This window comes from Kitasatospora sp. NPDC034035 (assembly GCF_055575755.1).
On record NZ_JBVISA010000003.1, the window covers coordinates 247,255 to 272,952 of the forward strand.

Consider the following 25,698-nt stretch of genomic DNA (forward strand, 5'->3'; position numbering starts at 1 on the left):
AAAGTCGTGCGGGCACCGTGCCCGTACGCCCGCTGCGGTACCTGGTACGGCCGCAGTCGGAGATTCGAGGAGTAATTCCATGCCGCGTCCCACCAAGGGTGCCCGCCTCGGCGGCGGCCCGCACCACGAGCCGCTGCTGCTCGCCGGTCTGTGCCGGGAGCTGTTCCAGTACGGCCGCATCACCACGACCGAGGCCAAGGCCCGTCGGATGCGCCCGCTGGCGGAGAAGCTGATCACCAAGGCGAAGAAGGGCGACATCCACAACCGTCGTCTGGTTCGTAAGACGATCACCGACATCGCCGTGCTGCACACCCTCTTCACCGAGATCGCGCCGCGCTACGAGAACCGCCCGGGTGGTTACACCCGTATCACCAAGATCGGTCCCCGTCGTGGCGACAACGCCCCGATGGCCGTGATCGAGCTGGTCGAGGCGCTGACCGTCGCGCAGACCGCCGTCGGCGAGGCCGAGGGCGCCACCAAGCGCGCCGTCAAGGAGGCCGACGAGGCCGCTGCCGTCGAGACCAAGGCCGCCGAGGCCGAGGCCGCCGAGCAGGCCTGACACCTGTAGGTGTAGTGCGGGCCCGTTCTCCCATTCGTGGGGGAGCGGGCCCGTTCCTTCTGTCTGGAGTGGATTGTGGTCAACGATTGCGCCGAGCAGCCGCCGGTGAAGGACGGACCGGCGGACGGGTACGTCCGGGTCCGCCTCGACCTCGCCTACCAGGGCGCCGAGTTCTCCGGCTGGGCCCGGCAGAAGGGCGGCCGGCGGACGGTCCAGGAGGAGATCGAGAGCGCGCTGCAGATCGTCACCCGCAGTCCGGAGCTGTTCCCGCTGACCGTGGCCGGCCGTACCGACGCCGGGGTGCACGCCCGCGGCCAGGTCGCGCACGTCGACCTGCCGGCCGAGCTGTGGGAGGCGCACCGGGACAAGCTGCTGCGCCGGCTGGCCGGCCGGCTCCCCGGGGACGTCCGGATCTACCGGGTCGGCGAGGCGCCGGCCGGGTTCGACGCCCGCTTCTCGGCGATCTGGCGGCGGTACGCGTACCGCGTCGCCGACCACCCGGGCGGGGTGGACCCGCTGCTGCGCGGCCACGTGCTCTGGCACGACCGCCCGCTGGACGTGGACCGGATGAACGCCGCGGCGAAGCTGCTGCTCGGCGAGCACGACTTCGCCGCGTACTGCAAGAAGCGCGAGGGCGCCACCACCATCCGCACCCTGCTGGAGCTGCACTGGGACCGGGTCCCGGTGGACGCCTACGCCGCCCAGGAAGGCTCGCTCGCGGTCGCCACCGTCCGGGCCGACGCCTTCTGCCACAACATGGTCCGGGCGCTGGTCGGCGCGATGCTGCTGGTCGGCGACGGGCACCGGCCGGTGGAGTTTCCCGGCGAGGTGCTGGCGGGCGGGGTGCGCAACTCCGCGGTCAACGTGATCCGGCCGTACGGGCTGACGCTGGAGGAGGTCGGCTACCCGGCGGACGACCAGCTGGCCGAGCGCAATCGCCAGGCCCGGCGGATGCGCACCCTGCCGGGGCAGCCCGTCGGGTAATCCGTTTTGGCCATGGGCGTCCGCTTGGGACAATCGCTCCCATGGGACACGTCGAAATTTCGCACCTTGAGTACTACCTGCCGGACGGACGGGTGCTGTTCGACGACGCGTCCTTCCGGGTCGGCGAGGGCGCCGCGGTCGCCCTGGTCGGCGCGAACGGCGCCGGCAAGACCACCCTGCTGCGGATGATCGCGGGGGACCTCCAGCCGCACGGCGGCTCGGTGACGATCAGCGGCGGGCTCGGCGTGATGCGCCAGTTCGTCGGCACCACCGGCCGCGAGGACCAGCGGTCCACCCCGGGCGCGCTGCCGGCCGACGCCTCGGTCCGCGACCTGCTGGTGTCGGTCGCCCCCGAGCGGATCGCGGTGGCCGCCCGCGCGGTGGACGCGGCCGAGCTGGCGATGATCGCCCAGGACGACGAGAAGACGCAGATGGCCTACGCCCAGGCGCTCTCCGACTGGGCCGACGTCGGCGGCTACGACTACGAGACCGACTGGGACGTCTGCACCATGGCGGCCCTCGGCGTGCCCTTCGACAAGGCCCAGTGGCGCGGCCTGAACACGCTCTCCGGCGGCGAGCAGAAGCGGCTCGTCCTGGAGACGCTGCTGCGCGGCCCCGAGGAGGTGCTGCTGCTGGACGAGCCGGACAACTACCTGGACGTGCCGGGCAAGCGCTGGCTGGAGGAGGCCATCAAGGCGACCTCGAAGACCGTGTTGTACATCTCACACGACCGCGAGCTGCTCTCCCGCACCGCCGAGAAGATCATCAGCGTGGAGTCCGGTGCCGCCGGCAGCAGCGTCTGGGTGCACGGTGGCGGCTTCGACTCCTTCCACGAGGCCCGCAAGGACCGGTTCGCGCGCTTCGAGGAGCTGGGGCGGCGCTGGGACGAGGAGCACGCCAAGCTCAAGAAGCTGGTGGTGACCCTGCGCCAGGCCGCATCGGTCAGCCACGCCCTCGCCACCCGCTACGCGGCCGCGCAGACCCGGCTGAAGAAGTTCGAGGAGGCCGGCCGGCCGGAGGAGCCCCCGCGCGAGCAGAGCATCACCATGCGGCTCAAGGGCGGCCGCACCGGCGTGCGCGCGTTCACCCTGGAGCAGTTGGAACTCACCGACCTGATGCAGCCCTTCGACCTGGAGGTCTTCTACGGCGAGCGGATCGGGGTGCTGGGCGCCAACGGCGCCGGCAAGTCGCACCTCCTGCGGCTGCTGGCCGGCGACGAGACGGTCGCGCACACCGGCGGCTGGAAGCTCGGCGCCCGGGTCGTGCCCGGCCACTTCCGGCAGACCCACGCCCACCCGGAGCTGTTCGGCCGTACCGTCCGCTCCATCGTCGAGGAGGAGCACGCGCTCAGCCGCGGCGCCGCGATGGGCGCGCTGCGGCGGTACGAGCTGGACCGCCAGGAGGAGCAGAAGTTCGAGTCGCTGTCCGGCGGGCAGCAGGCCCGGCTGATGATCCTCAAGCTCGAACTCTCCGGTGTGACAGCCCTGTTGCTCGACGAGCCGACCGACAACCTGGACCTGGAGAGCGCCGAGGCGCTGCAGGCCGGGCTGGAGGCCTTCGACGGCACCGTGCTGTGCGTCACCCACGACCGCTGGTTCGCCAAGACCTTCGACCGCTTCCTGGTGTTCGGGGCCGACGGCCGGGTGTACGAGTCGCCGGAACCGGTCTGGGACGTGACCCGGGTGGAGCGCGAACGCTGAGTGACGGCGAGGGGGGTCCACGTCGATTTTTGACCCCTTCCCGTCGTGCCGGTAACCTGGACGCTTGATGTGCGTATTGGCTCGCTCTATCTCACGTGAGAGGTCGGTACGCCGGAGACATCAGGTCGACGACCAGCGGTCCCCCTTGAATTGCGTCCAAGGTTGACCAGGCTGCTCTTCCGTCCGGGTGCTCCTGTCAGGACTCACTCACTGAAAAGCGAAGGCTACGACCGTGCGTACGTACAGCCCCAAGCCCGGCGACGTCCAGCGTCAGTGGCACGTCATCGACGCGACCGACGTCGTGCTCGGCCGCCTGGCTTCCCAGGCCGCCAACCTCCTCCGGGGCAAGCACAAGGCGATCTACGCGCCGCACGTTGACACTGGTGACTTCGTCATCATCATCAACGCCGACAAGGTGCACCTGTCCGGTAACAAGAAGACCCAGAAGCTGGCCTACCGCCACTCGGGCTTCCCGGGCGGTCTGCGCTCGGTGCGCTACGACGACCTGCTGGCGAACAACCCGGAGAAGGCCGTCGAGAAGGCCATCAAGGGCATGATCCCCAAGAACAGCCTGGGCCGCCAGATGCTCTCGAAGCTGAAGGTCTACTCGGGCGACCAGCACCCCCACGCTGCCCAGCAGCCGGTGCCGTTCGAGATCACCCAGGTCTCGCAGTAATTCGGCCACCAAGCCCCCCATCACTGAAAAGAGCTGAGGAACACCGTGGCCGAGACCACTGAAACCCTTGAGGTCGACTTCGACGAGGCCGCCGAGGCCGTCGAGGGCGAGTACACCTCCGAGGAGAGCTACACCTCCGAGTCCCTGGCCGGCCGCTTCGGCGAGGCCATCCCGGGCGCCGGCCTCGGCCGTCGCAAGGAGGCGATCGCCCGCGTGCGCATCGTCCCCGGCACCGGCCAGTGGAAGATCAACGGTCGCACCCTTGAGGACTACTTCCCCAACAAGGTGCACCAGCAGACCGTGAACGAGCCCTTCAAGCTCCTCGAGCTGGACGGCCGTTACGACGTCGTCGCCCGCATCAGCGGCGGCGGCGTGTCCGGCCAGGCCTACGCGCTGCGCCTCGGCGTGGCCCGTGCCCTGAACGAGGCCGACGTGGACAACAACCGCGGCGCGCTGAAGAAGGCCGGCTTCCTGACCCGTGACGCCCGCGCCGTCGAGCGCAAGAAGGCCGGTCTCAAGAAGGCCCGCAAGGCGCCGCAGTACAGCAAGCGCTAATCGCGTCCCAGGGGGGCGTCCGCCCTGGCGGCGCCGCCCCCCTGGTGTTGCGCAACCGTCGCCCCGGAGTACCACGTGTACTCCGGGGCGACGCGTTCCCCGGCTACTGTGCGGCGGCCGGGATCATCGGTTGGGTTCCGAGCAGTGGTGATGGAGGACGGGACAGTGGGACGACTCTTCGGTACGGACGGCGTACGCGGGGTGGCCAACCAGGGCCTGACGGCGGAGCTCGCGCTCGGGCTGTCGGTCGCGGCGGCGCACGTGCTCGGCGAGGCCGGTGCCTTCGACGGCCACCGGCCGGTCGCGGTGGTCGGCCGTGACCCGCGTGCCTCGGGAGAGTTCCTGGAGGCCGCCGTCATCGCCGGTCTGGCGAGTGCCGGAGTCGACGTCCTGCGGGTCGGCGTCCTGCCCACCCCGGCCGTGGCCTACCTCACCGGCGCGCTCGGCGCCGACTTCGGCGTGATGCTGTCCGCCAGTCACAACGCCATGCCGGACAACGGCATCAAGTTCCTCGCCCGCGGCGGCCACAAGCTGGACGACCGCATCGAGGACGCGATCGAGTCCCACTACCGCAAGCACACGCTCGGCGAGGAGGACTGGAACCGTCCGACCGGCGCCGCCGTCGGCCGGGTCCGCGAGTACACCGAGGGCTTCGACAAGTACGTCGCCCACCTGATCGGCGTGCTGCCCAACCGCCTGGACGGCGTCAAGGTCGTCATCGACGGCGCCCACGGCGCGGCCGCCTACGTCGCCCCCGAGGCCTTCGCCCGGGCCGGCGCCGAGGTCGTCCACACCCTGGGGGCCGAGCCCACCGGCCTCAACATCAACGACGGCGTCGGCTCCACCCACCTGGACCGGCTGCGCGTCGCGATGAAGGAGCACAAGGCCGACTTCGGCATCGCCCTGGACGGCGACGCCGACCGCTGCCTGGCCGCCGACGCCGAGGGCGACGAGGTGGACGGCGACCAGATCATCGCCATCCTCGCGGTCGCCATGAAGGAGGCCGGCACCCTGCGCGGCAACACCGCGGTGGCCACCGTGATGTCCAACCTCGGCTTCAAGCTGGCAATGGAGCGCGAGGGCATCGAGCTGGTGGAGACCGCCGTCGGCGACCGCTACGTGCTGGAGGCCATGAAGGAGCACGGCTTCGCGCTGGGCGGCGAGCAGTCCGGCCACGTCATCCTGCTGGACCACGCCACCACCGGTGACGGCACCCTGACCGGCCTGATGCTGGGCGCCCGACTGGCCGCCACCAAGCAGCCGCTGGCCGACCTGGCCGCCGTGATGACCCGGCTGCCGCAGGTCCTGATCAACGTCAAGGGCGTCGACAAGTCCCGGGTGAAGACCAGCACCGAGCTGGCCGCCGCGGTCGCCGCGGCCGAGGCCGAGCTGGGCTCCACCGGCCGGGTGCTGCTGCGCCCGTCGGGCACCGAGCCGCTGGTCCGGGTGATGGTCGAGGCCGCCGACCCGGTGCAGGCCGAGGCGGTCGGGCAGCGGCTGGCCGAGGCGGTCCGCACCCACCTGGGCTGAGCCCGTACACCCCGAACGCCCAGAGGGCCCCCGCCTGGTTCCGGCGGGGGCCCTCTGTCGGGTCGTCAGAGTTTGCGCAGCAGCGCCCGGCGGACCTTGTGGTCCGCCCCCTTCTGCAGGATCAGGGTGGCCCGGCCGCGGGTCGGCAGCACGTTCTCCAGCAGGTTGGGCTTGTTGATGGTGCGCCAGACCTGTCGGCCGTACTCCATCGCCTCCTCCTCCGGCACCTCGGTGAAGCGGAGGAAGTAGGAGTTCGGGTCCTGGAAGGCGGTCTGCCGCAGCTTGCGGAAGCGGTCCAGGTACCAGTGCTCGATGTCGTCGGTCCGGGCGTCGACGTAGATCGAGAAGTCGAAGTAGTCGGCCACCGCGAGGCGGGTGCGCCCGTCGCTGCCGGGCAGGGCCGGCTGGAGCACGTTCAGGCCCTCGACGATCAGGATGTCCGGGCGCTCCACGGTCAGCCGCTCGTCCGGCACGATGTCGTACACCAGGTGCGAGTAGACCGGCGCGCTGACGCGCTCCTTGCCCGCCTTCACGTCCGCCACGAAGCGCATCAGCGCCCGGCGGTCGTACGACTCGGGGAAGCCCTTGCGGGCCATCAGGCCGCGGCGGCGCAGCTCGGCGTTGGGCAGCAGGAAGCCGTCGGTGGTGACCAGTTCGACCCGGGGGTGCTCGGGCCAGCGGGCCAGCAGCGCCTGGAGGAGGCGCGCGGTGGTCGACTTGCCGACGGCGACGGAGCCGGCCACGCCGATGATGAACGGGGTCCGGGTGCGTTCGGTGTCCGGGGTGTCCAGGAAGGTGCCCAGGGTGCCGCGCAGTTCGTGCGTGGCATGGATGTACAGGTTCAGCAGCCGTGACAGCGGCAGGTAGATGTCGCGCACCTCGTCGAGGTCGAGAGCGGTGCCCAGACCGCGCAGCCGTTCCACCTCCTCGGCGGTCAGAGGCAGCGGCGTTCGCTCGCGCAGCGCGCTCCACTCGGCCCTGCTGAGGTCGACGTAGGGGGACGGCGACGGGCCGGGCGTGGTGTCGCCCCGCGTACAGAGTTCGGTCAGCACATGCTCCATTGTGAGCCGTAGCGGCGTTCACGGTGGTTGTGGTGTCGGTCACGCAGCGTTCTCGCAAGGCGGGAATACGGCCACAGAACCGCCCTTATGCTGGCACGCATGTGCGGAATTGTTGGATACGTGGGCGCGCAGTCCGCCCTCGACGTAGTAATCGCAGGCCTGCAGCGCCTGGAGTACCGGGGTTACGACTCGGCCGGTGTCGCGGTGCAGGTACAGGACTCCGACGGGCAGTGGAGCCTGTCCACCGACAAGCGGGCCGGAAAGCTCGCCAACCTCGAGAAGTCGCTCGCCGAGGCCCCTCTGCCCGGCAGCACCACCGGCATCGGCCACACCCGCTGGGCCACCCACGGCGGCCCGACGGACGCCAACGCCCACCCGCACCTGGACGACGACCTGCGGGTCGCCGTGGTGCACAACGGCATCATCGAGAACTTCGCCCAGCTGCGGGCCGAGATCGCCGAGCGCGGCCACACCCTCCGGTCCGAGACCGACACCGAGGTCGTCGCCCACCTGCTGGGCGAGTCGTACCAGGGCGACCTCGCCGAGGCCATGCGGGTGGTCTGCCGCCGGCTGGAGGGCGCCTTCACCCTGGTCGCCGTGCACGCCGACGCGCCGGACGTCGTCGTGGGTGCCCGCCGCAACTCGCCGCTGGTCGTCGGCCGCGGCGAGGGCGAGAACTTCCTCGCCTCGGACGTCGCCGCCTTCATCGCGCACACCCGCGAGGCGATCGAGCTGGGCCAGGACCAGGTCGTCGAGCTGCGCCGCAGCGGCGTGACCGTCACCAACTTCGACGGCACCCCCGCCGACGTGCGTGAGTACCACGTCGACTGGGACGCCTCCGCCGCCGAGAAGGGCGGCTACGACTACTTCATGCTCAAGGAGATCGCCGAGCAGCCGAAGGCCGTCGCCGACACCCTGCTCGGCCGGATCGGCACCGACGGCCGGCTCACCCTCGACGAGCTGCGGATCTCCGACGCCGACCTGCGGTCGGTCGACAAGGTCGTCATCGTTGCCTGCGGCACCGCCTTCCACGCCGGCATGATCGCCAAGTACGCGATCGAGCACTGGACCCGCATCCCCTGCGAGGTCGAGGTCGCCTCCGAGTTCCGCTACCGCGACCCGATCATGGGCCCGGGCACGCTGGTCATCGCCATCTCGCAGTCCGGCGAGACCATGGACACCCTGATGGCCCTGCGGCACGCCCGTGAGCAGGGCGCCAAGGTGCTGGCGATCTGCAACACCAACGGCTCCACCATCCCGCGCGAGTCGGACGCCGTGCTGTACACGCACGCCGGTCCGGAGGTCGCGGTCGCCTCCACCAAGGCGTTCCTGACCCAGCTGGTCGCCTGCTACCTGGTCGCCCTCTACCTGGGCCAGGTGCGCGGCACCAAGTGGGGCGACGAGATCTTCGCCGTCATCAAGGAGCTCGGCGACGCGCCGAAGCAGCTCGAGCAGGTGCTGGAGACCATGGAGCCGGTGCGCGAGCTGGCCCGCTCCCTGGCCGACGCCCGCTCGGTGCTGTTCCTCGGCCGCCACGTCGGCTTCCCGGTGGCCCTGGAGGGCGCGCTCAAGCTCAAGGAGCTGGCGTACATGCACGCCGAGGGCTTCGCGGCGGGCGAGCTCAAGCACGGCCCGATCGCGCTGATCGAGGAGGGGCTGCCGGTCGTGGTGGTCGTGCCCTCGCCGCGCGGGCGGTCGATCCTCCACGACAAGATCGTCTCCAACATCCAGGAGATCCGGGCCCGTGGCGCCCGCACGATCGTGATCGCCGAGGAGGGCGACGAGGCCGTCGTGCCGTACGCGGACCACCTGATCCGCATCCCGGTCACCCCGACCCTGCTCCAGCCGCTGGTCTCCACCGTCCCGCTCCAGGTCTTCGCCTGCGAGCTGGCCACGGCCAAGGGCCACGAGGTCGACCAGCCGCGCAACCTGGCGAAGTCGGTCACCGTCGAGTAGGTCCGTGCCCGCCGGTGACGGCGCCCCTGCGGTGGCTGTGTCCTACCGCAGGGGCGCCGTCGTGCTTCCTGCGGGATAGCGTCGGCGGTAGCCGACCGCTGGAGGAGCGCCGTCATGCGTCATGCCCACCGTGTGGAAGCCGTCCGGGCCGCCGAGGCCGTGCTGATGGCGCGGCTGCCGGAGGGCACGCTGATGCAGCGGGCGGCCGTCGGGCTGGCGGCGACGTGCGCGCGGCTGCTGACGCGGCGTCGGGGACGGGTGTACGGCAGCCGGGTGGTGGTGCTGGCGGGCAGCGGGGACAACGGGGGTGACGCCCTGTACGCCGGAGCCGCGCTGGCCCGGCGCGGGGCGCGGGTGACGGCGGTGCTGCTCGCGCCGGAGCGGGCGCACCCGGGCGGGCTGGCCGCCCTGCGGGCGTCCGGCGGACGGGTGACGGCGGAGCGGGACGTCGGCCTGGCCGACTTCTCGCGCGCGGACCTGGTGCTGGACGGGATCGTCGGCATCGGCGGCCGGGGCGGGCTGCGCCCCGAGGCCCGGCCGTACACGGAGGCCGGGCGGCGCGGGGTGGTGGTCGCGGTGGACCTGCCCAGCGGGGTGGACGCCGACACCGGTGAGGTGCCGGGCGCGGCGCTGCGCGCGGACGTCACGGTCTGCTTCGGCACGTACAAGCCCGGGCTGCTGGTCGACCCGGGTGCCTCGTACGCGGGCGCCGTGCAGCTGGTCGGCATCGGGCTGGAGCCGCCGGAACCGGACGTGACGGCCCTGCAGCACGCGGACGTGGCGGCGCTGCTGCCGCTGCCGGGCGCGGAGAGCGACAAGTACCGGCGCGGGGTGGTCGGGGTGGCGGCCGGCTCGGCGACCTACCCGGGGGCGGCGCTGCTGGCCGTCGCCGGGGCGCTGCGGGGCGGCGCGGGCGCCGTCCGGTACGTGGGCGCGGCGGCCGAGGAGGTGGTGCGGCGCTTCCCGGAGACGCTGGTCACCGAGGGCGGACCGGCAGGGGCCGGGCGGGTGCAGGCCTGGGTGGTCGGGCCGGGCGGCGGCGAGGGGGCGCGGCAGGCGCTGACCGAGGCACTGGCGAGCGACGTCCCGGTGTTGGTGGACGCGGACGGGCTGACCGAGCTGGGCCGGCTCGGCCCGGCCGCGCTGGCCGGCCGCACCGCGCCCACCCTGCTCACCCCGCACACCGGCGAGGCCGCCCGGCTGCTCGCGGGCGCCGACGGCACCCCGCCGCCGGCCGCCGACGACCTGGCCGCCGCCCGGCTGGCCACCGCCCGCCGGCTGGCGGCCGTCTACCGCGCGACCGTCCTGCTGAAGGGCTCCACCACGGTGGTCGCCGACCCGGGCGGCGCCGTCCGGGTGAACCCCACCGGCACCTCCTGGCTGGCCACCGCGGGCAGCGGCGACGTGCTGGCCGGGCTGGCGGGCTCGCTCCTCGCGGCGGGCCTGTCGCCGCTGGACGCCGCCTCGGTGGCCGCCTACCTGCACGGCCTGGCGGGCCGCGAGGCGGCGGGGGCGCCGGGCGCGCCCGTGACGGCCCTGGCGGTGGCCGAGGCACTGCCCGCGGTCTGGCGGGCGGTCCGGGAACGCTAGCGGTGCGGCGGATCGCCTGGGCGAGTCGGCGGAGCGGAACCGAACGCTCCGCTGCCGGCGTCCGAGCAGGCGGTGACGAGCGGTTCACCGCAGGTCCGTGCGGTGGGTGAGGCCCGGTCGTCGGCCGCCGCGCCGATGGGCCGTTCGGCGAGGACTCCGGGACGTCTGGGAGACTGACCCTGATGACAACTGCGAACACGATCGGCACCGCCACCCTCACCGACGGCGTACGGGCCGAGGCGACCATCGATCTCGCCGCCCTGCGCGGCAACCTCGCCGCGCTGCGCGAGCGCGTCGGCAGCGCGGCGGTGATGCTCGCGGTCAAGGCGGACGCCTATGGCCACGGTGCGGTCGAGTGCGCCCGCGAAGCGATCGCCAACGGGGTCGGCTGGCTCGGCTGCGCGACGCCCGAGGAGGCGCTGGCCCTGCGGGCCGCGGGCATCCGTCCGCAAGACGCCCGGATCCTGTGCTGGCTGTGGACACCCGGCGGGCCGTGGCGCGAGGCGCTCCGCGCGGACCTGGACATCTCGGTCAGCGGCCAGTGGGCGCTCGACGAACTGCTCCCGGCCGTCCGCGAGACCGGCATCCCGGCCCGCGTGCACCTGAAGGCCGACACCGGCCTCGGCCGCAACGGCTGCCAGCCGCACGACTGGCCGCGGCTGGTGGCCGCCGCCCGGCGCGCCGAGGCCGAGGGGCTGCTGACCGTGGTCGGCGTCTGGTCGCACTTCGCGGCCGCCGACGAGCCCGGCCACCCGTCGATCCAGGCCCAGCTGGACTCCTACCGCACCGCCCTGGCCGCGGCCGAGGCGGCCGGGCTGCGCCCCGAGGTGCGGCACCTGGCGAACTCGCCGGCCACCCTGCTGCTGCCCGAGTCGCACTTCGACCTGGTCCGCACCGGCCTGGCCGCGTACGGACTGTCGCCGGTGCCCGAGGTGGGCTCGCCGGCCGACTTCGGGCTGCGCCCGGTGATGGCGCTGGGTGCGCGGCTGGCGCTGGTCAAGGAGGTCCCCGGCGGGCACGGGGTCAGCTACGGCCACCACTACACGACGCCCGGACCGACCACCCTGGGCCTGGTCCCGCTCGGCTACGGCGACGGCGTCCCCCGGCACGCCAGCGGCACCGGCCCGGTGCAGATCGGCGGCAAGTGGCGCACGGTGGCCGGCCGGGTGGCGATGGACCAGTTCGTCGTGGACCTGGGCGGGGACACCCCCCGGGTCGGCGACGAGGCGCTGCTGTTCGGCAACGGCGAGCGCGGCGAGCCCACCGCCGAGGACTGGGCCCGCGCCTGCGGGACCATCGCGTACGAGATCGTCACCCGGATCGGCGCCCGGGTACCCCGCCGCTACCTGGGCGGCAGCCACGCCGAGGACCCGTCGGCATGACCGAGACACCGACCGGGGACGGAGCGGTCGCGGCGGTCGCCAAGGCGGCCGGCGCGGCCTCCGGGGTGAGCCGGGCGGGCGTGATCGGGATCTCGGTCGGCGTGCTGGCGGCCGGCGCGGCCGCCGGGGTGGCGATCGAGCGGCTGACCGTCGGGCGGGCGATGCGCCGTCGGGCCCGGGTCGAGCTGGACGCGAGCGCCCCGTACGGCTCGCTGCGCGGGCGCCCGAGGACGGTGGCCGCGCCGGACGGCACCGAGCTGTACGTGGAACTGGACGGCGCCGGCTGGGACCTGCCGGACGGTGACATCCACTCGTCCGAGCCGCTGACCGTGGTGTTCTGCCACGGCTACTGCCTCAACCAGGACAGCTGGCACTTCCAGCGGGCCGCGCTGCGCGAGGGCATGCGGCTGGTCTTCTGGGACCAGCGCAGCCACGGCCGCTCCGAGCGCTCCCGCTCGTACCTGGCGGGCGAGCCGGCCGGCATCGACCAGCTGGGCGGCGACCTCAAGGCGGTGATCGACGCCGTCGCGCCGACCGGGCCGCTGGTGCTGGTGGGCCACTCGATGGGCGGCATGACCGTGATGGCGCTGGCCGACCAGCACCCCGAGCTGTTCCGGGAGCGGGTCGCCGGGGTCGCCCTGATCGGCACGCTCGCGGGCGACTGGAACCAGGTGAACCTCGGCCTGCCCAAGGCCGGCGCGAAGCTGTTCAAGAAGGTCGCGCCCGGGATGGTGAAGCTGCTGGGCCGCCAGGTCGACCTGGTGGAGGCCACCAGGCGGCTGGGCTCGGAGGTGACCGCCGTCTTCTACAGGAGGTTCTCCTTCGGGAGCCGGGACGTCGACCCCGGCGTGGTGCGCTTCGCCGAGCAGCTGCTGGACGCCACCGCGATCGACGTGGTCGCCGAGTTCTACCCGGTGTTCGGCGCGCACGAGAAGTACGAGGCGCTGGCCGCCCTGCGCGGCCTGCCGGCCCTGGTGCTGGCCGGGACGAAGGACCTGCTGACGCCCTCGGCGCACAGCGAGGCGATGGCCGAGCGGCTGCCGGGCGCCGAACTGGTCCTGGCCGACGGTGCAGGGCACCTGGTGATGCTGGAGCGCCCGGAGCTGGTCGACCGCGAGCTGGCACTGCTGCTGCGCCGGGCCACCGACTTCGCCGGGGCCGCGCCGCTGCCCGGGGCCGTCCTCGACCTGGCCCGCGGACCGGCCGCCGAGAGCGCTGCCGAGCCCGCTGCCGGGACCGCTGCCGGGACGGCCACCGAACCGGCCGTCGACCCCGCCTGACGCCCCGTCCCGGCACCCGCCCGCCGCACCCGGGGGCGGCGATGTGGCACGGTAGCGGTGGCGGCCGGTGGTCGGTGCGCCGGTACGGACCGAAGGGCAAGACACGCGCATGGGCTCGCACGCCACTCTCACCGTCCCCACCCCGGAGCGGATGGGCCGGCTCGGCCGGGAGCTGGCCGCGCTGCTGCGGCCGGGGGACCTGGTGCTGCTCTCCGGCGAGCTGGGAGCGGGGAAGACCACGCTGACCCGGGGCCTGGGGGAGGGGCTGCAGGTCCGCGGGGCGGTGACCTCGCCGACCTTCGTGATCGCCCGGGTGCACCCCTCGCTGGTGGGCGGCCCGGCCCTGGTGCACGTGGACGCGTACCGGCTGGGCGGGGACCTGGACGAGATGGAGGACCTCGACCTGGACGTCTCGCTGCCGGAGTCGGTGGTCGTGGTCGAGTGGGGCGAGGGCAAGGTCGAGCGACTGTCCGAGGACCGGCTGGAGGTCCGGATCGAACGCGCCCTGGGCGACACCGCCGACGGGGACGACCAGGACCCGCGCCGGGTCCTGCTGACCGGCATCGGCCCGCGCTGGGCGGACGTGGAGCTCGCGAAGCTGGCCGGACAGGAGTAGCCCGCCGGACCGGAGCGGCGGCGGGTCGCGACATCTTGCCGACAGGCTGTCGGCAAGATGTTGCGGGCGGAGTACCGCGCGTGGTGGGATGGGTGCTGCGGTTAGGTCTGCCTAACTAGGGAGGCGCCATGTCGAGCACCACCCCCGCCCCGGAACGCGCCGTCCGCGCCGCCGGGGCCGGAGAGTCCGCCCGCTGCGCTCCGGGGGAGCCGATGCGGGCACTGCTGGCCGCCTGCGCGGCCGCCGAGGCGGTGTCCACCCCGCCCGAGCCGGAGCCGAGACAGGCCGAGGAGCCCGAGGCGAAGACGCCCCGGGCCGCGTGAGATCCGCCTGCGCGTGAGGTCGGCCTGCGCGTGCGGCGCCCTCAGGCGACCACGACCACCTTGGTGTCCTTCGGCGCGAAGTCCCAGAGCAGCTGCCCCTCGGCGCGGCCGCTGCGGATACCGCCGGTCTTGGCCTTCGGGTCGGCGGTCGGGGTCGCGCCGTCCACCGCCGCGCTGAAGCCGAACACCACGCCGGCCTGCTGCGCGAAGCGCACCACGTGCTCGATCTGCCGGCCGTCCGTCCCGGTGGTCGTCGCCGTGCGGCTGTACACCGCGTAGCTGCCAGGAGCCGGCTCGACCGTGCCCGGAACGACCTGGAAGGCGGCCGCGACCTGCGGGATCTTCTTCGGGTCGACCAGCCAGACGTAGTGGCTGCTCACTGAGTAGACCACCCGCGTGCCGGTGCCCGAGGTGGCCGGCAGCGGCGGGACGGTCGGGGTGGCCGAGGCGCTCGGCGCCGCGGCGGTGGCCGTGCCGGCCGCCGTGGTGGTGGCGGCCGAGGGCTTGGGAGCGCCCGCCCGGTCCTGGGCGCCGTTGGCCTGGAAGGCCAGCAGGCTCACCACCGCCAGGGCCCCCAGGGTCAGCCCCGTGACCACCACTCCAGGACCCATCTTCGCCACGTGCCGCTCCCGCTGCCGTCTTTTTACGTACCGCCTTATCGTGCCAGGTCCGTCCGTCGGGGTCGCAGCGCCTCGGATGTGTGTTCCCGGTCGGTACACCTTGCCGATCGGCCGGTCGGCCCAACGTCGGTCTAACCTTGACCCGTGCTGCTGCTCGCGTTCGACACCGCTACCCCCGCCGTCACCGCCGCCGTCCACGACGGCACCGCCGTCCTGGCCGAGGCCCACCAGGTCGACGCCCGACGCCACGGCGAACTGCTGCTGCCCGCGATCGACCGGGTGTTGAGGTCGGCCGGGGTGGACAAGCACCGGCTGACCGGCATCGCGGTCGGCGTCGGCCCGGGCCCGTACACCGGCCTGCGGGTCGGCCTGGTGACCGCCGCCGCGCTCGGCCACGCCCTCGGGCTGCCGGTGCACGGCGTCTGCACCCTGGACGCGATCGCCTTCCAGGCCCGGACCGAGGTCGAGGGCCTGAGCGGGGAGCCGTTCACGGTGGCCACTGACGCGCGCCGCAAGGAGGTCTACTGGGCCTCGTACGACGCCGAGGGCCGCCGCACCGAGGGCCCCGGCGTGGACCGCCCGGCCGAGCTGCCCCCGCAGCACCGCTCCGTCGGCGCCGGCGCGCTGCTGTACCCCGACGCCTTCCCGGGCGCGCACGGCCCCGAGCACGTGTCGGCCGGAGCCCTGGCCGGCTTCGCCGCCGCCGAGCTGGCCGCCGGGCGCGAGCTGCTGCCGAACGTCCCGCTGTACCTGCGCCGTCCGGACGCCCAGGTGCCGGCGGGCTACAAGGCGGTGCTCCCGGCGTGAACCACGGCACCACCCTGCGCCCGATGCGCTGGTGGGACATCGCGCCGGTGATGGAACTGGAGCTGCGGCTCTTCCCCGAGGACGCCTGGTCCACCGGGATGTTCTGGTCCGAGCTGGCCGAGGCCCACGCCGGCGGCACCCGCCACTACACCGTCGCCACCGCCGCCGACGGCGCGATCGTCGGCTACGCCGGGCTGATGGCGATCGCCGGCGAGGGAGACGTCCAGACCATCGCCGTCGACGACCGCCACCAGGGCGGCGGCCTCGGCACGGCGCTGCTCACCGACCTGATCCGGGAGTCCGCCCGGCGCGGCTGCGCCGAGCTGCTGCTGGAGGTGCGGGTGGACAACCCGCGCGCCCAGCGGCTGTACGAGCGCCACGGCTTCGAACCGGTGGGCATCCGGCGCGGCTACTACCAGCCCGCCAACGTCGACGCGCTGGTGATGCGCCTCGACCACCCGAGCCCTGACCGCACTGACCGCACCGACAGCACCGACCCGAAGGACATTGAGGACACCCCCCATGGCTGACGAACCGCTCGTCCTCGGCATCGAGACCTCCTGCGACGAGACCGGCGTCGGCATCGTGCGCGGCACCACGCTGCTGGCCGACGCGGTCGCCTCCAGCGTCAACGACCACGCCCGCTTCGGCGGCGTCGTCCCGGAGATCGCCAGCCGCGCCCACCTGGAGGCGATGGTCCCGACCATCCAGCGCGCCCTGGACACCGCCGGGGTCAAGGCGAGCGACCTGGACGGCATCGCGGTCACCGCCGGCCCCGGCCTGGCCGGCGCGCTGCTGGTCGGCGTCAGCGCCGCGAAGGCGTACGCCTGGGCGCTGGACAAGCCGCTGTACGGGGTCAACCACCTCGCCTCGCACATCTGCGTCGACCAGCTGGAGCACGGCCGGCTGCCCTCGCCGACGATGGCCCTGCTGGTCTCCGGCGGGCACTCCTCGCTGCTGCTCAGCGAGGACATCACCAGCGACGTCCGCCCGCTCGGCGCGACCATCGACGACGCGGCCGGCGAGGCCTTCGACAAGGTCGCCCGGGTGCTCGGCCTGGGCTTCCCCGGCGGCCCGGTGGTCGACCGGACGGCCCGCGAGGGCGACCCCAAGGCGATCGCCTTCCCGCGCGGCCTGTCCGGCCGGAACGACCCCGCGTACGACTTCTCCTTCTCCGGCCTGAAGACCGCCGTCGCCCGCTGGGTGGAGGCCAAGCGCCGGGCCGGCGAGGAGGTGCCGATCGCCGACGTGGCGGCGTCCTTCCAGGAAGCCGTCACCGACGTGCTCACCCGCAAGGCCGTCAAGGCGTGCAAGGACAACGGCGTCGACCACCTGATGATCGGCGGCGGTGTGGCGGCCAACTCGCGGCTGCGCGAGATGGCCCAGCAGCGCTGCGACCGGGCCGGCATCCGGCTGCGGGTGCCCCGGCCGGGCCTGTGCACCGACAACGGCGCGATGGTCGCGGCGCTCGGCGCCGAGATGGTGTGGCGTGACCGCGCGCCGTCCGCCTTCGACCTGTCGGCCGACTCCTCGCTGCCGGTGACCGAGGTCCACGTCCCGGCTGCCGGCCTCGGGCACGAGGACGTCCACGGCCGGGCCTACGACGCCCTCGGCGGCGGCGCCTGATGACCGTCGCCGCGATGTGGGAGGCCCGGGCGGCCGACGGCCGCGCGGCCGAACTCGCCGCCTGGGTACGGGAATCGGCGCTGCCCGCGCTGCGCGGTACGGCCGGTCTGGAGCGCCTCGAACTGTTCTCCGCCCCGGGCGAGAGGGTGCTGCTGATCACCTGGTGGAGCGGCGAGCCGGCGCCGGTCGCCGACCCGCCGGCCGTGCTGCTCGGCCGCCCGGTGCACCGCTGGTCCTTCACCAGCGAGCACGTCGAATAGTCCTGTGCGGGGAACCACGGGCCCGCCGCTACCGTGCATAGCTGAGAGAAAGCTGGACGGAAGCCGGGAGCGCGGTGCGGTGAGCAGGAACGGGCGGAGCAGGACCAGGACCAGGACCTACGCGGCGGGAGCGCTGGCCCTGCTGGCCTTCGCCACCGCGTGCGGTGACAACGGAGGCGGCGGCGCCCCGGCCGCCACCACGGCGCCGCCGGCCGCGCCCCGGCCGACCGGAGCCGCCCCGGCCGGCGGGGGCGCCTCCCCGGGCGCCACCACCGGGGCGGTCGCCGGCGCGGCGGCCTGGGCGAAGTGGAACCTCACCCCGCTCGCGCCCGCCCCGGCGGCGCCCGCCGACAAGCCCGTCAAGCTCGAACGGACCGGCCCGGTGCCGGTGTTCAGCGACGTGAAGACGACCGACAAGGTGGTCTTCATCACCATCGACGACGGCGCCGAGAAGGACCCGAAGTTCGTCGAGATGCTGACCGACCTCAAGGTGCCGATCTCGATGTTCCTGACCAAGGACATCGTCAAGAACGACTACGGCTACTTCAAGCCGCTCCAGGCGCTGGGCAACCACATCCAGAACCACACCGTCACCCACCCGGTGATGAGCAAGCTGTCGCCGGACAAGCAGAAGTCCGAGATCTGCGACGACCAGGCCGCGCTCACCCAGCAGTACGGCACCGCCCCGCTGCTGTTCCGCCCGCCGTTCGGCGACGGCGCCAACACCCCGACGCTCAACACCTCGGTGCAGGAGTGCGGCCCGCGCGCGATCGTGCTGTGGCGCGAATCGATGCAGATCCACGACATGCAGTACCAGGCCGGGGACAAGAAGCTGAAGCCCGGCGACATCATCCTGGCGCACTTCCGCGGCCCCAAGGAGCTCAAGGGCGCCACGATGACCCAGATGTTCGGCGACCTGCTGGCCCGGATCCAGGAGCAGGGCTTCTCGGTGGCCCGGCTGGAGGACTACATCCAGGCCCCCGCCTCGTAGTCCGCGTAGGCCCCGTAGGGCCCCGTAGGCCGCTACGACGCGCGGACCGGCTGCCCCAGCATCATCAGCGGGCCGTGGTCGGTCCGGCTGAGGATCACCGTGACGGTGTTCGGGCCGGAGGGCTTGAGCTGGCGGCGCAGCTCCTCCGGGGTGATCGCCATCCCGCGCTTCTTGATCACCACCGTGCCGACCCCGCGCTCGCGCAGCAGCGCCTTCAGCTTCTTGATGTGGAAGGGCAGCACGTCGGTGAGCTCGAAGGCGTGCGCGTACGGGGTGGCGACCAGCTCGTCCGAGGTCAGGTAGGCGATCTTCGGGTCGATCAGCCGGCCGCCGACCTGCTCGGCGACCTCGGCCACCAGGTGCGCCCGGATCACCGCGCCGTCCGGCTCGTACAGGTAGCGCCCCACCGGGCCGGCCGGCGGGTCGGGCAGGTCGCCGCCGGTCAGGACGGCGCCCTGCGGCAGCAGGGTGGCGCGGTGCGGGTGGGCGGCCTTGGTGCCGAACCAGAGCACCGCCTCCTTGACGTCGCCGTGGTCGGACACCCACTCGGCCTCGGCGTCCGCCGGGACGGCCTCGTGCGGGATGCCCGGCGCGACCTTCAGCGCCCCGATCGGGGCCCGCCGGCCGGCCGCGACCGCCCAGGAGAGCGGCGGGGCGTACGCCTCCGGGTCGAACACCCGGCCGCGCGAGGTCCGCCGGGCGGGGTCGGTGAACACCGCGTCGTAGCCGGCCACGTCCACGTCGGCGACGTCCGCGCAGCGCACCTCGACCAGCTCGGCCAGGCCCAGCGCGGCGGCGTTCGCGGCGGTGGCGGCGCAGGCCGCCGGGTCCTTGTCGACGGCCAGCACCTCGACGCCCGCCCGGGCCAGCGCCAGCACGTCCCCGCCGATGCCGCAGCACAGGTCCGCCAGCCGCCGCACGCCCAGCTCGGCGAACCGCCGCGCCCGCCACTCGGCGACGCTGCGCCGGGTGGACTGCTCGACCCCGTTGGGCGTGAAGTACATCAGGTCGGCGTCCGCCCCGAACTTCGCCCGCGCCCGCTGCCGCAGCCGCGCCTGCCCGAAGGCCGCCGACACCAGCTCCGCCGGGTGCTCCCGCCGCAGCCGGGTGGCCAGCGCCAGCTCCTCCTCGGGGGTGAACTCGCGCAACTCGGCGAGCAGGGCCTGGCCCTCGGGCGTCAGCAGCGGCTGGAGGTTCTCGGTGTCCACGGGGCCATTCTCGCCGGTCACAGGCCGGGGTAGCCCGCCATCGCCCAGCCCGGCACAAGGAAGGGCGCCACGGCGGCGGCGGCCGGCAGGACCGCGTACCCGGCACGCCGGGTACGGAAGGCGACGGACAGGGGCCCCCCGAGGCCGGCGGCCACGCCGATGAGCAGCCCGACGGGGACGATCACGTCCGCCGCGTCCGTGGCGGCGAAGCCGAGCCGGAGGGTCAGCCAGAACGCGACGAGCGGGATCACCGCGAGCACCGGCAGGAGAACCGCGGAGAGCAGGATGTCGTCGGTGCGGGACGGTCCTACGCGTACCGGGGTATCGGTCATGGCACGAGTGTGTCGAGCGGTCGGCCGGGCGCACATGAGTACGAGTACTCATCCGTCATTCCCGGACCTCACGGGCGCGTCGTTGGCACTCTGGTTGACTGAGTGCTAACACAGGCCTATGGTCGTCCTTGGCACTCCCCACCGGGGGAGTGCTAATGCGAGAACGTGTGTCTGACCCCCGCGACGGCAGACCCGCAGGCTCGCCCTACCCGTTAGAAAACCCCGTAATCTCCGAAGGGGAGCTCGGACGTGACCACCAGCAGCAAGGTTGCCATCAAGCCGCTCGAGGACCGCATTGTGGTCCAGCCGCTCGACGCCGAGACCACCACGGCCTCCGGCCTGGTTATCCCGGACACCGCCAAGGAGAAGCCCCAGGAGGGCGTCGTCCTGGCCGTCGGCCCGGGCCGCTTCGAGGACGGCCAGCGTCTGCCGCTCGACGTCGCCGTGGGTGACATCGTCCTGTACTCGAAGTACGGCGGCACCGAGGTGAAGTACCAGGGCGAGGAGTACCTGGTGCTCTCCGCTCGCGACGTTCTCGCCATCATCGAGAAGTAAGTCGTCCCCGACCCGCCCCGGATCCGTGTCCTTCGTGACAGTGGCCCGGGGCGTGGTTGTTGGTTCACGTAGTTCGGCGGCCGGGCCGGCCGCAGCCCCGAGGGAATAGGGAACATGGCGAAGATCCTGCAGTTCGACGAGGACGCCCGCCGCTCGCTGGAGCGCGGTGTCAACAAGCTGGCCGACACCGTCAAGGTGACCATCGGCCCCAAGGGCCGCAACGTCGTCATCGACAAGAAGTTCGGCGCCCCGACCATCACCAACGACGGTGTCACCATCGCCCGCGAGGTCGAGCTGGACGACCCGTACGAGAACCTTGGCGCGCAGCTCGTCAAGGAGGTCGCCACCAAGACCAACGACGTCGCGGGTGACGGCACCACCACCGCCACCGTGCTGGCCCAGGCCCTGGTCAACGAGGGTCTGCGCAACGTCGCCGCCGGTGCCGGCCCCGCCGCCCTGAAGAAGGGCATCGACAAGGCCGTCGCCGCCGTCTCCGAGCACCTGCTCTCCATCGCCCGCGAGATCGAGGGCAAGGACGACGTCGCCGCCGTCGCGTCCCTCTCCGCGCAGGACACCCAGGTCGGCGAGCTGATCGCCGAGGCGATCGACAAGGTCGGCAAGGACGGTGTCATCACCGTCGAGGAGTCGAACACCTTCGGCGTGGAGCTGGACTTCACCGAGGGCATGCAGTTCGACAAGGGCTACCTGTCGCCGTACTTCGTCACCGACGCGGAGCGGCAGGAGGCGGTCCTGGAGGACCCGTACATCCTGATCAACCAGGGCAAGATCTCCTCCATCCAGGAGCTGCTGCCGCTGCTGGAGAAGATCCTGCAGGGCGGTGCCACCAAGCCGCTGCTGATCATCGCCGAGGACGTCGACGGCGAGGCGCTGTCGACCCTGGTCGTGAACAAGATCCGTGGCACCTTCAACGCCGTCGCCGTCAAGGCCCCGGGCTTCGGCGACCGCCGCAAGGCGATCCTCGGCGACCTGGCCACCCTGACCGGCGGCACGGTCATCTCCGAGGAGGTCGGCCTCAAGCTCGACCAGGTCGGCCTGGACGTGCTGGGCACCGCCCGCCGCGTGACCATCACCAAGGACGAGACCACCGTCGTCGACGGTGCCGGTGACACCGAGGCCGTGGCCGGCCGCGTCGCCCAGATCAAGGGTGAGATCGCCGCCACCGACTCCGACTGGGACCGCGAGAAGCTGCAGGAGCGCCTGGCCAAGCTGGCCGGCGGCGTCTGCGTCATCAAGGTCGGCGCCGCCACCGAGGTGGAGCTGAAGGAGCGCAAGCACCGCCTGGAGGACGCCATCTCGGCGACCCGTGCCGCGGTCGAGGAGGGCATCGTCGCCGGCGGTGGCGCCTCCCTGGTCCACGCCGCCAAGGTGCTGGACGGTGGCCTGGGCCTGTCGGGTGACGAGGCGACCGGTGTCGCGGTCGTCCGCAAGGCGCTGCACGAGCCGCTGCGCTGGATCGCCCAGAACGCCGGCCTCGAGGGCTACGTCATCACCCACAAGGTCGCCGAGCTGGAGACCGGCCACGGCTACAACGCGGCCACCGGCGAGTACGGCGACCTGCTGAAGGCCGGCGTCATCGACCCGGTCAAGGTCACCCGCTCCGCCCTGGAGAACGCCGCCTCGATCGCCTCCCTGCTGCTCACCACCGAGACCCTCGTGGTGGAGAAGAAGGAGGAGGAGGCCGACAACGGTCACGGCCACTCCCACGGTCACGGCCACTCGCACTGAGGCCCGAACCACTGACCGGAGGCCCGGTCCGCACCCCGCGAGGGGTGTCGGGCCGGGCCTCCGGCTGTTACTCGCCCACTCGCCTCCGGGGCGCTCTGACCCGGTGCCGACGGTCGGCGCTCCCTCGCTCGTGCCTCGCTCCCTCGCTTCTCCCTTTCGGCACCGGCGCGCCCCTTCGGCTCGGGGCTGTTACTCGCCCACTCGCCTCCGGGGCGCTCTGACCCGGTGCCGACGGTCGGTGCTCCCTCGCTCGTGCCTCGCTCCCTCGCTTCTCCCTTTCGGCACCGGCGCGCCCCTTCGGCTCGGGGCGGTTACTCGCCCGCTCTCCCGTGACGCCGCTCGGGGCGCTTGCTCGCCCGCTCGCCCGTGACGCCGCTCGGGGCGGCGCGGCTTGAGGCTTCAATCATCAGTAGAATTTTGCAGAACGCAAAGATTGCCTTATAACTAAGGCATGATCGAGGCCCGCCATCTGCGCGTCCTGCGTGCCGTCGCCCGCACCGGCTCCTTCTCCGCCGCCGCCCGTGAGCTGGGGTGTACGCAGCCTGCCATCAGTCAGCAGATGAAGGCCCTGGAGAAGTCCGTGGACACCCCGCTGGTGGTCCGCTCGGGCCGCGGGATGCAGCTCAGCGAGGCCGGGCGGGTCCTGCTCAAGCATGCCACCGGGATCCTGGCGGGGCTCTCCGCCGCCGAGGAGGAGGTGGCCGCGATCGCCGGACTGCGGGCCGGCCGGGTGCGACTGGTCTCCTTCCCGACCGCGAGTTCCACCCTGGTGCCGCCCGCCGTAGCCCGGCTGCGGGACGGCCATCCGGGGGTGCGCGTGTCGCTGGTCGAGGCGGAGCCGCCGGAGTCGCTGGCGATGCTGCGCGGCGGCGAGTGCGAGATCGCGCTGGCCTTCCGCTACCCGCAGTCCGACGGCGCGGCCGCGCTGCCGGTGTCCGCGCACAGCACCCCCCGCGAGGCGCGGGCCGAGGCCAACCTGGAGGCCCAGCAGCTGTCGGCCGGGACCGACTGGTCCGATCTGGTGGTCACCCCGCTGCTGGACGACCCGCTGGTGGGCCTGCTGCCCGCCGCCCACCCGCTGGCCGGGCGGGGCGGGCCGGTGGAGCTGGCCGAGCTGGCGGGGGAGCAGTGGATCGCCGGCTGCCCGCAGTGCCGGGGGCACCTGGTGGAGCTCTGCGCGGGGGCCGGATTCGAGCCCCGGATCGACTTCGCGACGGACGACTACCCGGCGGTGGTCGGCCTGGTGGCGGCCGGGCTGGGGGTGGCGGTGCTGCCCCAGCTGGCCCTGCAGTCGGTGCGCCCTGACGGCGTGTCGACGGTGCCGGTGCGGACGGCTTCGGGGGCGCCGGCGGTTCGCCGGGTGGTCGCGCTGACCCTGCCGGACCTGGCCGAGGTGCCGGCTGTGGCCTTGATGCTGGAGCGGCTGGCCGAGGCGGCGGGCGCCCGCTGACGGTGGGTGACGGAACTCCCGTAGGTCCCGTACCGACTGTGAGCGGGCTGAGGCGCCGAGAAGAAACGTTTCTTCACGGCGCGTCGTGGAGGCGGGTCTAGCGCTGCGCGACCGCCGGCGGGGCCAGTGGGACCTCCACCAGCCGGTGCCGCGAGCGTCCCAGCATCTCCTCGCGCTCGTCCTCGGTCATCCCGCCCCAGACGCCGTACGGTTCGCGGACCGCCAGGGCGTGCGCCGCGCATTCGGCGATCACCGGGCAGCGCATGCAGACCTCCTTGGCGCTGGCCTCGCGCGAACTGCGCGCGGCCCCGCGCTCGCCCTCCGGGTGGAAGAAGAGCGAGCTGTCCACGCCACGGCAGGCTGCGGAGAGCTGCCAGTCCCAGAGGTCCGCATTGGGACCGGGGAGGCGGGAGAAATCTGCCATGGCTCATTCCCTTCAGAGGCCGTCGGCCGCAGGCCGGGAACTCGGCGGGCTGCTGCCGAGCGGTACGGCGGGGCTTCGATGCACTGGTGTGGACACCTGGAAATATGACTTAAGGCGACTCCATGGACAAGTCACCCACACACTGGCACAACAGTCAATGACCATACGAAAGCTATAAAAACGGGCAAAGTGGGCAAGGGCCTTCGGCGGGCGCGGGCGTGGCAATTGGGTGGCCAACGGGCGCGCGACGCACCGAATCGGTGTGCGGGTCGCACGCCCACCGCGCGCGAGCTGCGGAAAAGTGCGGCGTGTGCACCGCGATGCGGCTGATCGGTAACGAGTCGGCCACGTACAGTGGTGGAGATGGCCCTGAAGGCCGTAACTCATTCGAGTGACGGTCGTTGGAAGTGCGGAGGCGGTTAGCGGGCGTCGGACATCGGGAACGATCGCGGGCAAGTTGGGGCGATCAGCACGGAGTCTGCCGCCGATCGGCCGTGTCGGAGAGGTTCGTACCAGCCAGGAGGCTCAACGTGACGCGGATCAGCTGCGGAGGACGACAGTCATGACTTCCGTTCTCGTTTGCGACGATTCCCCGCTCGCCCGCGAGGCGCTTCGCCGCGCGGTCGCGACCGTACCCGGTGTGGACCGGGTCACCACCGCGACGAACGGGGAGGAGGTCCTCCGCCGCTGGGTGGCCGACCGCTCCGATCTCGTTCTGATGGACGTCCGGATGCCCGGCCTCGGCGGGGTCGAGACGGTCCGGCGACTGCTGTCCGCCGACCCGGGCGCGCGGATCATCATGCTCACCGTCGCCGAGGACCTCGACGGTGTCGCGCTCGCGGTGGCCGCGGGCGCCCGCGGGTACCTGCACAAGGACGCCTCGCGCGCCGAGCTGCGGGCCACCGTCACCCAGGCCCTCGCCGACCCGACCTGGCGGCTCGCCCCGCGCCGGCTGCGCAGCCCCGACATGGGTGCCGCGCCGACCTTGACGGCGCGTGAGATCCAGGTGCTGGAGGGCATGAGCCACGGCCGCAGCAACGCCGAGATCGGGCGCGAGCTGTTCCTGTCCGAGGACACCGTCAAGACGCACGCCCGACGGCTGTTCAAGAAGCTCGGGGCCTCCGACCGCGCGCACGCGGTGGCGCTGGGTTTCCGCTGGGGCCTGGTCCGCTGACCACCGGCGGCGCCGCCGGGTGCGGCGCGCCACCGGTGATCCCCGGGGCGGATGCCGCACGGGCGTGTGACGTTACGGTCCCGAGGTTGCACCATGGAGGAGTGGAGCACCTCGGGGACCAGCGGACAGGCACTGTGGCGAACCACGCAGCCGCAGGACACTCGGCGGACGGCGCGACGGACGGAACCACCGACGGCGGGGCGGGAGGCGGCACGGTGCAGGAGGGGCCGGTGGTGCGCGGCACGCCCTACGGTGCCGCAGCGCATAACGTTCCGGTGCACAACTCCGGACGC

At 72.9% G+C, this 25,698-nt stretch carries 26 protein-coding genes; 21 read left to right on the forward strand and 5 right to left on the reverse strand.

What is annotated here, in order from left to right; all coding sequences use genetic code 11:
- Positions 1–79 precede the first annotated feature (79 nt).
- The 6 genes from rplQ to glmM all read left to right on the forward strand — a co-directional run bounded on the left by rplQ (position 80) and on the right by glmM (position 6,004).
- Positions 80–559: a 50S ribosomal protein L17 gene (rplQ, locus tag ACZ52J_RS06080; protein WP_360495038.1), complete on the forward strand. Its 480-nt coding sequence runs from the start codon at positions 80–82 to the stop codon at positions 557–559.
- A gap of 75 nt (positions 560–634) precedes the next feature.
- The gene (gene truA / locus ACZ52J_RS06085) at positions 635–1,543 is read left to right on the forward strand and encodes a tRNA pseudouridine(38-40) synthase TruA (protein ID WP_465616181.1); all 909 of its coding nucleotides are present in this window, start codon (positions 635–637) and stop codon (positions 1,541–1,543) included.
- Positions 1,544–1,584: 41 nt separating this feature from the next.
- On the forward strand, positions 1,585–3,243 hold the full coding sequence (locus ACZ52J_RS06090) for an ABC-F family ATP-binding cassette domain-containing protein (protein WP_465616183.1): 1,659 nt from the start codon (positions 1,585–1,587) through the stop codon (positions 3,241–3,243).
- Positions 3,244–3,475: 232 nt separating this feature from the next.
- A complete protein-coding gene (gene rplM / locus ACZ52J_RS06095) occupies positions 3,476–3,919 on the forward strand; it encodes a 50S ribosomal protein L13 (protein ID WP_465616185.1) in 444 nt (147 codons plus the stop codon).
- Positions 3,920–3,952: 33 nt separating this feature from the next.
- On the forward strand, positions 3,953–4,474 hold the full coding sequence (rpsI, locus tag ACZ52J_RS06100; RefSeq protein ID WP_396288796.1) for a 30S ribosomal protein S9: 522 nt from the start codon (positions 3,953–3,955) through the stop codon (positions 4,472–4,474).
- Positions 4,475–4,639: 165 nt separating this feature from the next.
- Positions 4,640–6,004, forward strand: coding sequence for a phosphoglucosamine mutase (gene glmM, locus ACZ52J_RS06105; protein WP_465616187.1), 1,365 nt, complete (start codon positions 4,640–4,642; stop codon positions 6,002–6,004).
- Positions 6,005–6,069: 65 nt separating this feature from the next.
- On the opposite strand, the gene coaA is transcribed toward glmM, so the two are convergent.
- Positions 6,070–7,065 (reverse strand): type I pantothenate kinase, encoded by a 996-nt coding sequence (coaA, locus tag ACZ52J_RS06110; RefSeq protein WP_360495053.1) that lies wholly within the window; start codon positions 7,063–7,065, stop codon positions 6,070–6,072.
- Between the two features lie 99 nt (positions 7,066–7,164).
- Here coaA and glmS point away from each other — a divergent pair, with 99 nt between their 5' ends.
- The 6 genes from glmS (at position 7,165) to ACZ52J_RS06140 (ending at position 14,212) form a co-directional block, all read left to right on the forward strand.
- Positions 7,165–9,021 carry a glutamine--fructose-6-phosphate transaminase (isomerizing) gene (gene glmS, locus ACZ52J_RS06115; protein ID WP_360495056.1) on the forward strand — a complete coding sequence of 619 codons (1,857 nt, stop codon included), beginning with the start codon at positions 7,165–7,167 and terminating at the stop codon, positions 9,019–9,021.
- A gap of 114 nt (positions 9,022–9,135) precedes the next feature.
- On the forward strand, positions 9,136–10,611 hold the full coding sequence (locus ACZ52J_RS06120; protein ID WP_465616189.1) for an NAD(P)H-hydrate dehydratase: 1,476 nt from the start codon (positions 9,136–9,138) through the stop codon (positions 10,609–10,611).
- A 182-nt stretch (positions 10,612–10,793) separates the two neighbouring features.
- Positions 10,794–11,993 (forward strand): alanine racemase, encoded by a 1,200-nt coding sequence (gene alr, locus ACZ52J_RS06125; protein ID WP_465616191.1) that lies wholly within the window; start codon positions 10,794–10,796, stop codon positions 11,991–11,993.
- Positions 11,990–13,273 carry an alpha/beta fold hydrolase gene (locus ACZ52J_RS06130; protein ID WP_465616193.1) on the forward strand — a complete coding sequence of 428 codons (1,284 nt, stop codon included), beginning with the start codon at positions 11,990–11,992 and terminating at the stop codon, positions 13,271–13,273. Before alr ends, ACZ52J_RS06130 begins: the two co-directional genes overlap by 4 nt.
- 109 nt (positions 13,274–13,382) lie before the next feature.
- Positions 13,383–13,889 (forward strand): tRNA (adenosine(37)-N6)-threonylcarbamoyltransferase complex ATPase subunit type 1 TsaE, encoded by a 507-nt coding sequence (gene tsaE / locus ACZ52J_RS06135; RefSeq protein ID WP_465616195.1) that lies wholly within the window; start codon positions 13,383–13,385, stop codon positions 13,887–13,889.
- 128 nt (positions 13,890–14,017) lie between these two features.
- Positions 14,018–14,212, forward strand: coding sequence for a hypothetical protein (locus tag ACZ52J_RS06140; RefSeq protein ID WP_465616197.1), 195 nt, complete (start codon positions 14,018–14,020; stop codon positions 14,210–14,212).
- 41 nt (positions 14,213–14,253) lie between these two features.
- Here ACZ52J_RS06140 and ACZ52J_RS06145 read toward each other — a convergent pair whose 3' ends face one another.
- A complete protein-coding gene (locus tag ACZ52J_RS06145; RefSeq protein ID WP_360495408.1) occupies positions 14,254–14,823 on the reverse strand; it encodes a hypothetical protein in 570 nt (189 codons plus the stop codon).
- Between the two features lie 153 nt (positions 14,824–14,976).
- Here ACZ52J_RS06145 and tsaB point away from each other — a divergent pair, with 153 nt between their 5' ends.
- The 5 genes from tsaB to ACZ52J_RS06170 all read left to right on the forward strand — a co-directional run bounded on the left by tsaB (position 14,977) and on the right by ACZ52J_RS06170 (position 18,516).
- On the forward strand, positions 14,977–15,639 hold the full coding sequence (tsaB, locus tag ACZ52J_RS06150) for a tRNA (adenosine(37)-N6)-threonylcarbamoyltransferase complex dimerization subunit type 1 TsaB (protein ID WP_465616199.1): 663 nt from the start codon (positions 14,977–14,979) through the stop codon (positions 15,637–15,639).
- Positions 15,640–15,662: 23 nt separating this feature from the next.
- Entirely contained in the window at positions 15,663–16,169 is a 507-nt protein-coding gene (gene rimI, locus ACZ52J_RS06155) for a ribosomal protein S18-alanine N-acetyltransferase (RefSeq protein ID WP_465616371.1), read from the forward strand.
- Positions 16,162–17,265, forward strand: a complete 1,104-nt coding sequence (tsaD, locus tag ACZ52J_RS06160) for a tRNA (adenosine(37)-N6)-threonylcarbamoyltransferase complex transferase subunit TsaD (protein ID WP_465616201.1) — start codon at positions 16,162–16,164, stop codon at positions 17,263–17,265. Before rimI ends, tsaD begins: the two co-directional genes overlap by 8 nt.
- Positions 17,265–17,525, forward strand: coding sequence for a hypothetical protein (locus ACZ52J_RS06165; RefSeq protein ID WP_465616203.1), 261 nt, complete (start codon positions 17,265–17,267; stop codon positions 17,523–17,525). The genes tsaD and ACZ52J_RS06165 overlap by 1 nt, the downstream gene beginning before the upstream one ends.
- A gap of 79 nt (positions 17,526–17,604) precedes the next feature.
- Positions 17,605–18,516 carry a polysaccharide deacetylase family protein gene (locus ACZ52J_RS06170; protein ID WP_360495079.1) on the forward strand — a complete coding sequence of 304 codons (912 nt, stop codon included), beginning with the start codon at positions 17,605–17,607 and terminating at the stop codon, positions 18,514–18,516.
- A 32-nt stretch (positions 18,517–18,548) separates the two neighbouring features.
- Here the strand turns inward: ACZ52J_RS06170 and ACZ52J_RS06175 are convergent, their stop codons facing one another.
- Together ACZ52J_RS06175 and ACZ52J_RS06180 are read right to left on the reverse strand one after the other, a co-directional pair.
- The gene (locus ACZ52J_RS06175) at positions 18,549–19,745 is read right to left on the reverse strand and encodes a THUMP-like domain-containing protein (protein WP_465616205.1); all 1,197 of its coding nucleotides are present in this window, start codon (positions 19,743–19,745) and stop codon (positions 18,549–18,551) included.
- Positions 19,742–20,056, reverse strand: a complete 315-nt coding sequence (locus ACZ52J_RS06180) for a hypothetical protein (protein WP_465616207.1) — start codon at positions 20,054–20,056, stop codon at positions 19,742–19,744. Before ACZ52J_RS06180 ends, ACZ52J_RS06175 begins: the two co-directional genes overlap by 4 nt.
- A gap of 249 nt (positions 20,057–20,305) precedes the next feature.
- Here ACZ52J_RS06180 and groES point away from each other — a divergent pair, with 249 nt between their 5' ends.
- The 3 genes from groES (at position 20,306) to ACZ52J_RS06195 (ending at position 23,807) form a co-directional block, all read left to right on the forward strand.
- Complete coding sequence (groES, locus tag ACZ52J_RS06185) at positions 20,306–20,611, forward strand: co-chaperone GroES (RefSeq protein WP_014136232.1); 306 nt, start codon at positions 20,306–20,308, stop codon at positions 20,609–20,611.
- Between the two features lie 114 nt (positions 20,612–20,725).
- Complete coding sequence (gene groL, locus ACZ52J_RS06190; RefSeq protein WP_360495088.1) at positions 20,726–22,357, forward strand: chaperonin GroEL; 1,632 nt, start codon at positions 20,726–20,728, stop codon at positions 22,355–22,357.
- A 451-nt stretch (positions 22,358–22,808) separates the two neighbouring features.
- The gene (locus tag ACZ52J_RS06195) at positions 22,809–23,807 is read left to right on the forward strand and encodes a LysR family transcriptional regulator (protein WP_465616209.1); all 999 of its coding nucleotides are present in this window, start codon (positions 22,809–22,811) and stop codon (positions 23,805–23,807) included.
- Positions 23,808–23,904: 97 nt separating this feature from the next.
- On the opposite strand, the gene ACZ52J_RS06200 is transcribed toward ACZ52J_RS06195, so the two are convergent.
- Positions 23,905–24,231 (reverse strand): WhiB family transcriptional regulator, encoded by a 327-nt coding sequence (locus ACZ52J_RS06200; RefSeq protein ID WP_049654358.1) that lies wholly within the window; start codon positions 24,229–24,231, stop codon positions 23,905–23,907.
- A gap of 562 nt (positions 24,232–24,793) precedes the next feature.
- On the opposite strand from ACZ52J_RS06200, the gene ACZ52J_RS06205 reads away from it, so the two are divergent.
- The gene (locus ACZ52J_RS06205) at positions 24,794–25,405 is read left to right on the forward strand and encodes a response regulator transcription factor (RefSeq protein WP_014136228.1); all 612 of its coding nucleotides are present in this window, start codon (positions 24,794–24,796) and stop codon (positions 25,403–25,405) included.
- The last annotated feature ends 293 nt before the right edge of the window (positions 25,406–25,698 follow it).